Below are 12,600 nucleotides of genomic sequence, written 5' to 3' on the forward strand. Positions count from 1 at the left end.
GCATTCAAAGACAATCACAATATTTTCTTTAATTACCAAGAAGTAGTAGGTTTGCACTGGCTACCTGTATTGTTTACGCGATACAATCAAGTAATCCATCCAGCAAGGGCGCTACTATGTTTAAAGAATACACCCAATACGATGCCCTAGGTTTAGCCAAGCTCGTCAATTTAGGTGAGGTCAGTGCCAAAGAGCTATTAGACGCTGCGACTCATCAGGCCAACACACTGAATCCTAAGTTAAACGCCATCATTCATCGCTTTGATGAGCGTGCTTATGATGCCGCGCAAGCAGGATTGCCAGCAGGTGCATTTAATGGTGTGCCGTACTTACTCAAAGACCTATCATTTTATTTTGCTGATGAGCCGATTACGATGGGTAGCCGTAGTGTGAATGTCGTGCCAGAAAACGACAGCGAAATCGTTAAACGTATGAAAGCGACAGGCGTCAATACTTTTGGTAAGACCAATACGCCAGAGTTTGGTTTAATCATCACGACTGAGCCAAAAGCACATGGTGCTACCCATAACCCATTCAAAAAAGGCTATAGCTCTGGTGGCTCATCGGGTGGTAGCGCGGCGGCGGTGGCGAGCGGTATCGTACCGATGGCAGGTGCTGGCGATGGTGGCGGTTCAATACGTTTTCCGGCAGCGTGGTGCGGGGCATTTGGATTCAAACCCAGTCGTGGACGTAACCCCATAGGCCCCTCATTCGGGGAAGGTTGGGAAGGGGCAGTTGCCGATCACGTGATTACTCGTAGCGTACGTGACAGTGCCGCCATGCTCGACGCCACAAGTGGTGCTGAGATTGGCGCGCCTTATGTGATTACGCCACCTGATGGGACATTTTTGCAAGCAGCGATGCGCGCCCCTCGACAACTAACGATAGCTTTGCATCAGCAGCCACTAGTTGCCAATACCGTAGTAGACAAAGAAGTACTGGCCGTACTGGAGCAGACGGCAAAGCAATTAGAATCTATGGGACATCGAGTGGTACCAGCCGAGCCAAATATTAATATTGAACAATTTTGGCATGATTTCTTAGTAGTGGTTTGTACCCATACTGCCTTTACCATTGATAATATCGAACGCAAATTTGGTGCGGAACACATAAAGAATCTAGAGCCGCAAACGTATAATATGGCAATGCTAGGCCGCTCGCTCTCTGCCGTTGACTTGGCACACGCTAAGCATGGCTGGCATGATAGCCAATATCAAACGGGTCTATTATTAGAGACCTACGATATGATTCTGTGCCCGACCATACCGACGCCTGCGGTCAAGCATGGCGTGCTACCACCAAGTCGTATGGATGAAATGCTCATGCGCAGCGCAGGTCTACTAAATAAAGGCATTGATATGGGGAAATATGCCTTTAGCTCAGGCATGATCGAAAAGCTTAGTCAGCCGGTGCTGGGTAAAATGGCTTTTACCTTGCTGGGTAATGTCACTGGGCTGCCTGCCATGTCATTGCCCGTAGGCATGAGCAAAAAGGGTTTGCCGATTGGCATGCAGCTGATTGGACGTATGAATGACGAGGCGACGCTATTTAGTATCGCTGGCGAGATGGAGCGCGCTGGGTTATTTACCAAGGCAGCTTTTGAGAAGTAGTTTTATTTTTGCTATCGCTTGATTGATGGTTGCCTAATCGAAGCGATAGATATCCATTCCCAAGCTATGATGTGCCATGCTCTGATGCACGACGGAGACGCGTTGACCAGCTCCTAGGGCAAAAAACAGTGGTAGTAAATGCTCGTCGCTTGGGTGTATGTCACGAAAGTTAGGATACTGCTGCCAGTCTAATGCTGCTGGGATGTCTGTTTTGAGCTGCTGTAGCAACCAGAGCTTAAATTCTTGTGCGGTCTCATCTATGCTATTGGCTTCCCAGCGTAGGGCTTGTAGATTATGAGTGATATTGCCTGAGCCAACGACGAGTATTTGTTCGTCGCGCAGTTGCGCCAGTTGCGCGCCCAGCTGATAGCAGGCAGCACTGTCATAGTGCCGTGGCAACGATATTTGTACGATAGGTACATCGGCCTGCGGATAGAGATGTCTGAGCGGTGCCCAGACACCATGGTCGCTGACGCGCATCGGATTGACGCTACAGGTAATACCGCGTGCCGTTAACTGCTGCGCTAGCGATTCAGCGAGTGCCGGATGACCTGCAGCAGGATATTGTAGCTCATACAGTTCAGGTGCAAAACCTGAAAAGTCATGCCACGTCTTTGGTTGTGGGTTGCTGCTGATTTCTAGCTTCGCCGACTGCCAATGCGCCGACATAATAACGACGACACGTGGCTTGGGTAGGTTTTGCCCGATACGAGCCAGTGCACTGGTCGTAGCCGATTGCTCAATCGCCAGCGTTGGGGCACCATGCGAGATAAATACCGCTGGTAGCTTGGCTAAGTTGGTCGCAGTTGACTGCCCAGCTTGGGCGTTTGCCAAAGCTGCTGTGGTCGTAATGGGCGTATGCGTCTCTTGGTGAGGTTGCTCACGTTGCTGATGCGCATAAGGGGCGTTCGGTGTCGCTCGTTTTGGATATTTCATGTTCCGTTTATTAGGGCATGTGCTCGTTTTTCAATCGTTTTGATGAGGTATAACCAGTTCAAAATAAAAACAGTATGCTAAAAACAGCGTTCTGCTGGCATGAGTTTTCTTCGCTTGCTGTGCGCTTTGCCCTCCAGAGGCTTCGAAAAACTCATCGCAGCAGCACTGTACTCTTTTTAAGCTGTATTCTTTTTAAATTGAATCGACTATATCTGTTTTAAGCAAGCAGTCATTTATTAGCACATTTGCTCATGCTATTTTCAGTTACTATAATTTCGAGTAACTACGATTTTTAGTTGCCACGATGGTAGGGATGGTTGTGATTGACACTCATCGCCCGATATAGTTGCTCCATCAAGACCACACGTACTAATGGGTGCGGCAACGTCAGCGCGGATAATGACCATTTCACATCGGCTTTTGCCAATACTTCTGGTGATACGCCGTCAGCGCCACCAATCACTAGGGCGATATCATCGCCTTGCTGCATGGCATCGGCCAATTTATCTGCCAACCCTTCTGTTGATAGCATTTTTCCTTTGACATCCAATACCCATAATTGCTCACGTCCCGCTGCATTGTGAGCGGCCAATATCGCCTGACCTTCTTGCTCGCGATACTGGGCGAGATTGGCATCCGAAGGGTTTTTGGCACGTTTGGCGGCAGCAAGTTCAACAATTTCTGTACTGAGCATCGGTTGGATACGTTTGAAATATTCATCAAAGCCAGTCTGTACCCAGCTCGGCATCTTGTTACCAACGGTCAAAATTCTTACTTTCATAATACTTACCCTGTCAATACGTGAGAAAATGTAACAAAAAATTTTTAAGGTTAAGTTGCCGTAACAAAGACCTCTTTTACAAAGCTTTTTTTTATGCTTTACTAGCATTCGACAAACAGTTGTTCTTTAGTTCGCAATCATCTTGAGAAGTGATGAGCAATTGTACAACGTCATTATGCAATATTTTCATGTTATTTTTTGATCTACCATAAGTTCAATTGAAAGTTTTTTTAACGAAAGGAGTCGTTCATGAATCGTACTATATCTAGTGTTCTTACCTTTACCGCTGGTGCTTTGCTGTCTACCTCTGTCTTTGCTGCCTCTTTAAACGGCACGCAATGGCAAACCATTGATGATAAAACTGGTGAAAAAAAGGCCATCATTCAGCTGAATGAAAGCAACGGTAAAGTATCAGGAAAAATCATCAAAGTACTCAATAAAGAAGAGGCTAAAGCTGTTTGTACCAAATGTCCTGGCAGCCTCAAAAACAAGCCAATCGAAGGTCTACAGATTCTATCGGGCTTAAAGGCTGACGGTAATAATAAATGGAGCGATGGCAAGTTAGTAGACCCTGAATCTGGCAAGACGTATTCTGGCAAACTCACGTTAAGTGACAATGGTCAAAGCCTAGATCTAAGAGGTTATGTCGGTTCGCCACTCTTTGGTCGTTCGCAAACGTGGCAACGTATCAAGTAACGTGTGTAATGCCTATTGCATAGACTATTGACCAAGACTGTCATTTGAGCAAGCTTGCCATTGAAGTAAGCTTATCATTGAGACATAAAAAAGGATAGCCGATTAAATTGGCTATCCTTTTTTTATGTCTGTTTAATTGCTATTACTCTCTAATGATATTACATAAGTGAAGCAATGGTTTGCGAGACTTTGTCTTCTGTATTTTGGCTATCAGCATTATCGCTTGGTTTTGGAATAATAGTCAGCTTAGCATCAGATTCAAAGACAATGGCTTCAATATCATCGAAACTGTTCATGCCTTCAGAGCGCATGGCACACTCGATTTCTTGACGAGTCAAGCGCTCAGCATTCATGGCATCTGGCAAAAACTGCCCTTGATAAAAAACGATGCGCGGCTCAGATAAAATAAAATTGCTAAATTGCGGTGAGATGGAGGCGTATTTGGTGACCAAAAATTGTAGTAGGTATAGCACCAAGATAGAAGCCACGCCTTCGATAAAAGGGATGTCTTTGAGCAAAATAGTGCTAGCGCCCAATGAGCCGATCATTACGGTGACGATCCAATCAAAGTTATTGAGCTGTGAAGTGGAGCGCTTACCTGAAATTTTGGTGGTCAGCACGACTAAGACGTAAACCATGACGGTCGTTAAGACGATGCGTCCAAGCTTGTCTATACTGTCAAAAAATAGCATGTCCATAATATTGACTCCTATCAATAGTGCAAAGTGATTCAATGTTTAAAGGTCAGCTGCTAAATATCACACCAGCTAAAACTAGCGTAACGGAATTCAGGCCCTAATGGTGAATAAACTTTGTAGTACGTTGTAGACAGCAGCGCGTGTTCACCCTGTTTTACGTTTGGGGTTAAGGAGATGATTCAGCGCCAAAATACTGATGCGGGCACTGATAAAAGTCAGTACCAATATCATGACTAAGGCAGAAATGAGCGGGAGAGGTTGTTGCATAGCCATCTCAATCAATACTTCACGATTTACTGCATCAAATAAAAAGAACCATATGCCTAAGAAATAAATAGCAGTGAGTAACCAAACTACTGCGACGCCGCCAAACATTAAGCGATTTATTTCACTTTTACTAAGGGCGCGCTGTTGATGCTTAATAAATTTACTGACCGCAATATAAGCACCAATAATGATAGAGAGCACAGTCACCAGTTGCGAATTCAGAGCAAGTTTGGTTTGAATCATCATAAATATTGCGCTGGCAAGAATATAGCCCACCGCAAAAAATCCCACATATTGTGCCAGTTGGGATTGAGCTGACTCATGATTTTTCGGTAGCGCACTGCGATCTGAATGAGTCTTGGGTTTATTGAGATTGGTTGTCTTGCGTGACATGAGCGACCCTTTATAAAGGTGAAAAATAGGATGTTAAAAACACTTAATGTTGCGCTGTCCAATCAAGCATCGCATCTAACACGGGTCTAGCCGTATAAGCGTTTAATGCTTGCTCACTATTAATGAGTCCAACAACGACATAATCTTGTCCCGACAACCCTTTGACATAGCCTGCCATTGAGGTGACATTATTTAGAGTGCCTGTTTTTATCCATGCGCGCCCTGTGGCGGCTGAATCGGGTAAGCGTGCGCCATGAGCAGCAATGGTACCACTGACTCCAGCGATGCCTAACGAATTGACATAAGCATCGAAGCTAGGATGGCTATAAGCGTAAGTTAATAGCTCGCTTAAGTTGGCAGCCGTTATCGTACAATCACGGCAGAGTCCTGAGCCATTGGTTAGATACGGTGCTGGTGTGTTCATATGGCTCTGCCACCACTGATTTATCGTTTGTAAGGCCGCAGGATAGTCCGTAACAGCAGGTTTGCCAAACTGATATAAGCTGGTTGTCGGCTTATTGATGGTTTTATTATTTGCGGCATTGACATCGCTTGGCGTATCACTATTTGCACTAGTTATATCAGATTCTGCGTTGCTTTTAATATTAATGGCTTCAACGCTACCTGCTTTGGTTTTATTTTTCACCATAGTAGATTGGCTATAAGCGCCAATCGATAGCGCCACTTGTTCAGTCATGACATTGTTTGAGAAGTGATTGATATCATAAATCTGCTTAGTCAAATTCAAGGACGGATAGCTGGCAATGGGCAGCGGAGACATAGACAGTGCTGACAAACCATGCGTGGATTTAGTGCTTTTTGCTGTAGTGTAAGGCGTTTCTTGGGTGATGACATCGCCACTTAAGGTATTGCCTAGCTCTTGCCATTTTGCGGCGACAACACGTGCCGAAAAATCTTTGGCATAAGGATAAGCGACATAAAAAGCGTGCTCTTGGCAGCTATTGGGCAAACCGGTATTTAACACAAGCTTTTTCGTTTGCCACTGCGGTGCGAGACTATAACGCGCTTGTCCACAAGCAGCTGAGCGCGTATCTATTATGCTGGGCAAATCATAATTTGCTAATTGCGGTGTATAAGTCAGGCTTGCTTGGTCATCGTTTAACGGATAGCTTTTGATGCCAATGGTACTGAAATTCACCAAAAAACCATCGGGACTGGCGTTGTAAGGACGCAGTGGTGAGTTATCAAAGGCGGCAGGATCTTTAGTGACATTTTTAAAGACGGCACTGTCGACAATAATATCACCCTCGATATGATGAATACCCGACGATTTTACTTTATAGAGAAGCTGTTTTAAACGCTCGTGGGTCATTTTTGGGTCACCACTGCCTTGAATAATCAGATCACCATGTAAGCGGTCACCGATGACAAGGCCTGTATGATAGACACGGGTATGCCAGACAAAATCAGCGCCTAGGGTGTCTAAAGCAATAAAGCTGGGAACGAGCTTCATGGTGCTGGCAGGCGTGCGAGCGATATCGGATTGGTGATTCAATATTGGTGAAAATGAAATCTTTATGGATGCAGCATCAGTATTAATGTTACTGGTTTTATCGCTATTTTCTGTAATATTGGCATTACTACCATCGTCGTTAACGATGGTTGTTTTTGCCTTATCACCCAATATCGTTGGGATACTTTCTAAGCTTTGATAAGTGTAAGGATCATCAGTGTAAGCATGCAATTTTTGCTCATGTCTTTCAATGGTTCGCCGCTCAATGGTAACCAATGTACTCTGTTGGAGCAGATGGCTTTTCTCATTGAGTTTGTCATTATTATTTTGCGTGGCTGTTTGGGCGTTACCCTTTATATCAGCATTTACGTTAGCGGTTTGTTTCGGTTGAGAAACCCTTTTAGAGGAGCTATCCGAGCTGCTATCGATGACCTGAATCGGAGCGGGCAGGTGACTGGCGTTTTTATCACCGACTGGTGTGATGATGATACTAATATCAGCTTCTGTTAAGTCAGCTCGTGATAATGCCGCTTGAATAGCTTTGGGCAATGCTGCTTGCGCATACAGCGGGGCTGCCACTAATATCAGCGCAACCAACCATTTATGAGTCTGATTAAACGATCGCAAATGACCAAAAATAGGCGATAATTTGGCGGTAAGCACGGAGGAATGACAGAGTCTAGAAGTAGGTCGCATGAGCATCTTTTATTCGGTAGCAAAAGCCGCCTATACTAACATGAGTTACTGTTTTCGCGTAGATGGCAGGCGTGGTTGAAAACCTTTTTAGCTGAATTTTCAAAATACGCACGCACGCTAGCGCACATGTAAAAATGCCATGGCGGTCATGATCGCATCGTTATAAGCATCGTGAGCGCCCAGATCAGGGATATTATAGTGCGCTAAGATATTGCGCAGCTGTTGTGATTGGTTGGGGACACCCTGAGTGCGATCACCCATGCGTCGACTGTACAAATGGCGCAAATCGATGACTTGGTTGGGTAGTGCCGTGCCCATATAGCGTTTGACTAAAGGATTCAAAAATCCCGTATCTATTTGTGGGCAGAACCCTACTATCGGTCGATTATTAATAAAGGGTAGCAGTAATGCCAACATCTCATCATAGCTCATGCCATGCTCGACATCAGCGGTACGCAGCCCATGAATCACAATGGTGTCACGGTCTGGCATCACTGGAGGCTTGCATATGATATGCATGCCATTACCGGTGTCAATCGTATTGCCATTGATATGAATCGCGGCGACGGACAATAAATGGTGCTTTTTTGGATTGAGTCCCGTCATTTCGCAGTCAATTGCTACCCACTGCTTAGCCAAAGGTTTGGTAAACATCAATGCCAATTCTGGACGCTGTAGCTGTTTTTTCTGCCAAGCGCAAGATAACTGTGTTAGCCAACTCATATTTGTCGCTCATCCATTGATGCGAGTTCTATACTTATACGATTGTCATACTTATGCAATTTCTAATTGATAATGCTGACGTAGCTGGTTTTTAAAGCTTTTTACGACAGCCAAACACTCTTTTAATAAGTCACGCTCAAGCGCGGTCAAGGTCATTGGGTTTACTTGCCGTGCATGCTTATCTTCAGTGGAGAGCGCAACGGATAGGCGCTGCGCCATAAAAAACTCCAAGGCTTCTAGTAAAGTATCCGCCCGCTCTTGGGTCAAGGCGCGCGCTTGTACCAAAGCTTTAAGGCGGTTTTTGCTACTAGGCACGTCTAAGATATCGTTTTCTAACGCTAAGGTACGAATGCCATGAACCAGTGGAAAGATACCGGCTTTTTTTAGATCAATGTCTTCGGACACGGATTTGCCACCGAGCAAAGGCACGAACTTTTGCCACCACTGATTGACATCACCGAACTGTAGCGCGGCGCGGGCGAACTGGCGTACAAACATAGGGTCTGACTGCCTGTGGGCGATCTTTAAATGTTGACGCACCTGAGTCAATAATGACTCATCTCCGCAGACGTATTCGCCATCCAGTATGGCGGACAAATAAATACCATGCATAGGATTGGTGTTTTTAAACCATAAACCAATCTGGGCATTAAACTGTTTTAGCGGCTGTCGCCACATAGGGTTGGTCATCATGATATTGCCATCACACAGTGGATAACCGAGGTCTGCTAAATGGTGATTAAAAGTATCTGCAAATTGCGCCAGATCAGGATGAGTATAGCCATCACGTAAGATGAGCGCATTGTCTTGGTCAGTACGCATGATTTGCTCACCGCGACCTTCTGACCCCATCACGATTAAGCAGGTATTTTTCATAACTTCAGCAGGTACGATAAGTTGCCAAAGCTTGGTAAATACTTGTGCATTCAAGGTCTGTACCATACGGCTGATGTTGCCGATTTTGACGCCGTTTTGATGTTGTGCGCGAATGTAACGACCGATAAGCTCGACGGCAGTATCTAAGCTCGATAAATCTTTTGCTTGCTCGATTTGGATACTAATGAGCTGAGAGTGATGGCCAATATGCGCAAGCATATCGCTTTGTCCCAGTATACCGACGACATCCCCATTATGATCAATCACTGGTAGCCGATGGATGCGATAGCGGGTCATAGTCAATAGGGCATCACCAATCTCATCACTGGCTTTGATGGTACGCAGGTTAAAGTTAGCATAGCGCTGGCATGTAGTCGTGGCAGGGTTTTGCTGGTCACTCACGGCGCGGCAAATATCGGTGTCGGTTAAAATACCTAACAGATGACCAGTACCATGTCGCGTTTCTTTCCTATGCTCTAGATGGTTCAAGGGACGTACTAGTACATGTTTTAGCCCCGCTTTCGTCATGATAGAAGCGGCTTCGTATAAGCTATTATTGGCATCGACGATATGAACTGGCAATAGATTGACGTCAATGACAGGCTGCAACATGATCTGTTGCACTTCTTGTTGGTCGTTGTAGCTGGCAGGGTCTATGGCTTTATTGTGACGGCGTTGCTGTAATGCTTTTAGCCGTTCAGGCAGCTTATCTGACAGCATTTGACGGACTAGATGGTTTTGGGCGCTGATTTTATCGACTGCGCTACCAGCGACTTGGAGCAGCAACGTATCTTCAGCGGCTCGAAACTGATAGGTCTGTGATGCTCCAGTATTAGGGCTGTTTTCAGTCAATGATTCAGGCAGACGACGGCTGTCGAACCAGTCGTTATTATTGAGCTGGTCGGAGTGATTACTACCCAAATAAGAGGCCACAAACTCACCGTCAAGCAATTGCTCAATCTGTCCTTTGATGACGACATACAGATACTGCAATTCTTCGGCAGTTAGATGCTCATTTTTGGCGAGGTAGCGAATTTGAGTATTTTTTCTAATGCTTTGGCGTTCAGCCAGACTCAACACATCAAAAGGCGGCTGGTTAAAATCAAGATGGGGCATGGCATCATCCTTGATGGCATATTTGATAAAAGCCACTTTACTATAGCATTATTAAAGCAAAAAACCTCTAATAGCCACAGTTAAATTGTGGTTATTAGAGGTTAGTGTCTCGCTTAATACTTTTAAATATACTGCCTACGCACCCAGTAGTTTACGAATACGGCTGATCGCTTCACGGCTCTCATCGACACTAGCGACAAGCGCAATGCGTACATAACCTTGCCCAGGGTTTTTGCCATTGACTTCACGTGACAGGTAACGCCCAGCCAGTGCATGGATATTGGCCTGTTCGTATAAGGCTTTGACAAATAGTTCATCATCACCATCGAACTGTTTAGGCGCTTTGATCCAAAAGTAAAATCCAGCTTCTGGCATCCGCAATTCTAGTAGCTCACCAAGCTCAGACATCCATAAGGCAAACTTTTCTCGATACAGCACACGGTTATGCTCAACATGCTTTTCATCCTGCCAAGCCGCGATAGAGGCAAGCTGATGGGGTATTGGCATTGCGCAGCCTTGATAGGTACGATATTGCAAATAAGACTGCAAGATTTTGGCATCGCCTGCCACAAATCCAGAGCGTAAACCCGGTAAGTTTGAACGCTTGGATAACGAGTGGAATACCACGCAGTTTTTAAAGTCATGGCGTCCAAAAGCGGCGCAGGCTTGCAATAGACCAATCGGCACCGTATCAAAATATAGCTCGCTATAGCATTCGTCGCTAGCAATAATAAAGTCGTATTGATCTGATAGGCGAATGAGATATTCCCAATCATCCATTGTCATGACCGAACCTGTTGGATTGTTCGGACTACAAACGAATAGTAACTGCGTGCGCATCCATACTTCTTTTGGTACCGCGCGATAGTCGCCTTTAAAATCATCGTCTAGTGTACAAGGCACAAAGTAAGGCGTTGCTTGTGCCAGTATCGCCGCACCTTCGTATATTTGATAAAACGGATTGGGCATAACTACAGTAGGAGATAGACTGCTCTCCGGATTCGCTACATCATGATCAACAACCGCTTGTACAAAACTAAAAATCGCCTCGCGCGTGCCCATGACTGGCAATACTTCCGTGTTGGCATCGACATGATTTAAGAAAAATCGCTTTTCTAGCCAATGGGCGATGGTTTGACGTAGCTCAAAAGTACCATTAGTGGTGGGATAACGGCTTATTTTGTCCAAGTTTTCACGTAATACGTCCAGTACAAATTCAGGTGGTTCATGTTTTGGTTCACCAATGCCGAGCTTGATTGCACTGTGGTTATGGGCTGGCGTGCTATCAGCAAGTAACGTTGCCATTTTAGCGAAAGGGTAAGGATGCAGAGAGGTTAAGTTGTGATTCATAAGTAGGGTAACTATAATAGACAATTAATAATAAAGTTATAAAGAAAATTTACATTCAAGCAGTGTAGCACTTCTCTTATTTTTTGTCTTTTGCTTATCATGGCTAATTTATCTCCTCTGGAATAGAGGCTCACAGCAAAATTGTGACGTGATAAGTAAATCTAAGACGTTGGCATAAGTTTGGTGCTTTATAACTGATAATAATATAAAAGTGACTGTCAGCGGTAACGACAGATTATGGTAAGGATAATTTGACATGGCTAGTGTCTCAAAAACTGATGATCTCAATGCCAAAAATATCCAGAATAAAAATTTGGGTAACAGTACGCCGCGCACAGAGTTATACAAACAATTGAAACAGCGTGAGAATCATTGGTGGCAGGCGCGCCATCATTTGATTCGCCTGCAAGAGCGGCAGATGTTTTGGTTCGGTGACAACAGCTTTATGATGTGGCTGCTGTGGCAGTTGGTCAGCTATGTGGTCGTGGCTACGGTACTTATGTTACTCAGTAGGCTATTTAGCATATCGCTACCTTTGTGGCAGTATGTCGCTTTATTTGTGCTACAAACGCTGATTTTCATCATTATGCTGGCTTTCAAAGGTCGATTGGCCAACAACTTACAACGCCGAATTAATGAACAGGAAGTACTGAGGGAAGAGGCGCTAAACGAGATGATTATCTTGGCAGATGACAGTCTCTATCTCGATGTTCACGCTAAAGCACCTATTTCCTTGCAAGCGCTTTATGAGCATTATGATGCCAAGTTCCATCTTTCAAGTTTGCAGTGCTTGCTAAAAAAAGAGGTCGATGCTGGACGATTACTGTTAGGTGAACAACAGGTAGAGGCAAATATCTTGCCACCAGATTTGGCTGATGACGAGCTCAACGCTCATGCCAGCGAGATGATATATAGAAGTATCCTATAAACTCTGCTATCTATTCCGATAACTTTTTATCATGAAAGTAAGATTTTTACTGTATG

At 44.8% G+C, this 12,600-nt stretch carries 11 protein-coding genes; 3 read left to right on the top strand and 8 right to left on the bottom strand.

Going from position 1 to position 12,600, the window contains the following annotated elements; translation table 11 throughout:
- Window positions 1-116 precede the first annotated feature (116 nt).
- Window positions 117-1,610 carry an amidase gene (locus tag AAEY72_RS10230; RefSeq protein WP_352310436.1) on the top strand — a complete coding sequence of 498 codons (1,494 nt, stop codon included), beginning with the start codon at window positions 117-119 and terminating at the stop codon, window positions 1,608-1,610.
- Window positions 1,611-1,643: 33 nt separating this feature from the next.
- On the opposite strand, the gene AAEY72_RS10235 is transcribed toward AAEY72_RS10230, so the two are convergent.
- Both AAEY72_RS10235 and rlmH read right to left on the bottom strand, forming a co-directional pair.
- Window positions 1,644-2,546, bottom strand: coding sequence for a DODA-type extradiol aromatic ring-opening family dioxygenase (locus AAEY72_RS10235; RefSeq protein ID WP_352310437.1), 903 nt, complete (start codon window positions 2,544-2,546; stop codon window positions 1,644-1,646).
- Window positions 2,547-2,838: 292 nt separating this feature from the next.
- Window positions 2,839-3,327 (bottom strand): 23S rRNA (pseudouridine(1915)-N(3))-methyltransferase RlmH, encoded by a 489-nt coding sequence (gene rlmH, locus AAEY72_RS10240; protein WP_010196493.1) that lies wholly within the window; start codon window positions 3,325-3,327, stop codon window positions 2,839-2,841.
- Between the two features lie 249 nt (window positions 3,328-3,576).
- On the opposite strand from rlmH, the gene AAEY72_RS10245 reads away from it, so the two are divergent.
- Window positions 3,577-4,023 carry a DUF2147 domain-containing protein gene (locus AAEY72_RS10245; RefSeq protein ID WP_352310438.1) on the top strand — a complete coding sequence of 149 codons (447 nt, stop codon included), beginning with the start codon at window positions 3,577-3,579 and terminating at the stop codon, window positions 4,021-4,023.
- A gap of 158 nt (window positions 4,024-4,181) precedes the next feature.
- On the opposite strand, the gene AAEY72_RS10250 is transcribed toward AAEY72_RS10245, so the two are convergent.
- The 6 genes from AAEY72_RS10250 to dapC all read right to left on the bottom strand — a co-directional run bounded on the left by AAEY72_RS10250 (window position 4,182) and on the right by dapC (window position 11,616).
- Window positions 4,182-4,721, bottom strand: a complete 540-nt coding sequence (locus AAEY72_RS10250) for a DUF421 domain-containing protein (RefSeq protein WP_352310439.1) — start codon at window positions 4,719-4,721, stop codon at window positions 4,182-4,184.
- Between the two features lie 144 nt (window positions 4,722-4,865).
- Entirely contained in the window at window positions 4,866-5,381 is a 516-nt protein-coding gene (locus AAEY72_RS10255) for an ABZJ_00895 family protein (RefSeq protein ID WP_210541542.1), read from the bottom strand.
- 43 nt (window positions 5,382-5,424) lie between these two features.
- The gene (locus tag AAEY72_RS10260; RefSeq protein ID WP_352310440.1) at window positions 5,425-7,551 is read right to left on the bottom strand and encodes a D-alanyl-D-alanine carboxypeptidase/D-alanyl-D-alanine-endopeptidase; all 2,127 of its coding nucleotides are present in this window, start codon (window positions 7,549-7,551) and stop codon (window positions 5,425-5,427) included.
- 117 nt (window positions 7,552-7,668) lie between these two features.
- Entirely contained in the window at window positions 7,669-8,274 is a 606-nt protein-coding gene (locus AAEY72_RS10265; RefSeq protein WP_352310441.1) for a 3'-5' exonuclease, read from the bottom strand.
- A 51-nt stretch (window positions 8,275-8,325) separates the two neighbouring features.
- On the bottom strand, window positions 8,326-10,266 hold the full coding sequence (locus AAEY72_RS10270) for a DUF294 nucleotidyltransferase-like domain-containing protein (RefSeq protein ID WP_352310442.1): 1,941 nt from the start codon (window positions 10,264-10,266) through the stop codon (window positions 8,326-8,328).
- Window positions 10,267-10,401: 135 nt separating this feature from the next.
- Window positions 10,402-11,616, bottom strand: a complete 1,215-nt coding sequence (dapC, locus tag AAEY72_RS10275; protein WP_352310443.1) for a succinyldiaminopimelate transaminase — start codon at window positions 11,614-11,616, stop codon at window positions 10,402-10,404.
- 256 nt (window positions 11,617-11,872) lie between these two features.
- On the opposite strand from dapC, the gene AAEY72_RS10280 reads away from it, so the two are divergent.
- A complete protein-coding gene (locus AAEY72_RS10280) occupies window positions 11,873-12,544 on the top strand; it encodes a hypothetical protein (RefSeq protein ID WP_240216678.1) in 672 nt (223 codons plus the stop codon).
- Window positions 12,545-12,600: the final 56 nt, after the last annotated feature.

It is taken from the genome of Psychrobacter sp. W2-37-MNA-CIBAN-0211 (genome assembly GCF_040309405.1).
Taxonomy (GTDB): Bacteria; Pseudomonadota; Gammaproteobacteria; order Pseudomonadales; family Moraxellaceae; genus Psychrobacter; species Psychrobacter glaciei.

Coding starts and splice junctions, on each gene's coding strand:
- AAEY72_RS10270 (WP_352310442.1), bottom strand. CDS start 10,266: ATGCCCCATCTTGATTTTAACCAGCCGCCTTTTGATGTGTTGAGTCTG.
- AAEY72_RS10280 (WP_240216678.1), top strand. CDS start 11,873: ATGGCTAGTGTCTCAAAAACTGATGATCTCAATGCCAAAAATATCCAG.
- AAEY72_RS10260 (WP_352310440.1), bottom strand. CDS start 7,551: ATGCGACCTACTTCTAGACTCTGTCATTCCTCCGTGCTTACCGCCAAA.
- AAEY72_RS10255 (WP_210541542.1), bottom strand. CDS start 5,381: ATGTCACGCAAGACAACCAATCTCAATAAACCCAAGACTCATTCAGAT.
- AAEY72_RS10235 (WP_352310437.1), bottom strand. CDS start 2,546: ATGAAATATCCAAAACGAGCGACACCGAACGCCCCTTATGCGCATCAG.
- AAEY72_RS10250 (WP_352310439.1), bottom strand. CDS start 4,721: ATGGACATGCTATTTTTTGACAGTATAGACAAGCTTGGACGCATCGTC.
- rlmH (WP_010196493.1), bottom strand. CDS start 3,327: ATGAAAGTAAGAATTTTGACCGTTGGTAACAAGATGCCGAGCTGGGTA.
- AAEY72_RS10245 (WP_352310438.1), top strand. CDS start 3,577: ATGAATCGTACTATATCTAGTGTTCTTACCTTTACCGCTGGTGCTTTG.
- AAEY72_RS10265 (WP_352310441.1), bottom strand. CDS start 8,274: ATGAGTTGGCTAACACAGTTATCTTGCGCTTGGCAGAAAAAACAGCTA.
- dapC (WP_352310443.1), bottom strand. CDS start 11,616: ATGAATCACAACTTAACCTCTCTGCATCCTTACCCTTTCGCTAAAATG.
- AAEY72_RS10230 (WP_352310436.1), top strand. CDS start 117: ATGTTTAAAGAATACACCCAATACGATGCCCTAGGTTTAGCCAAGCTC.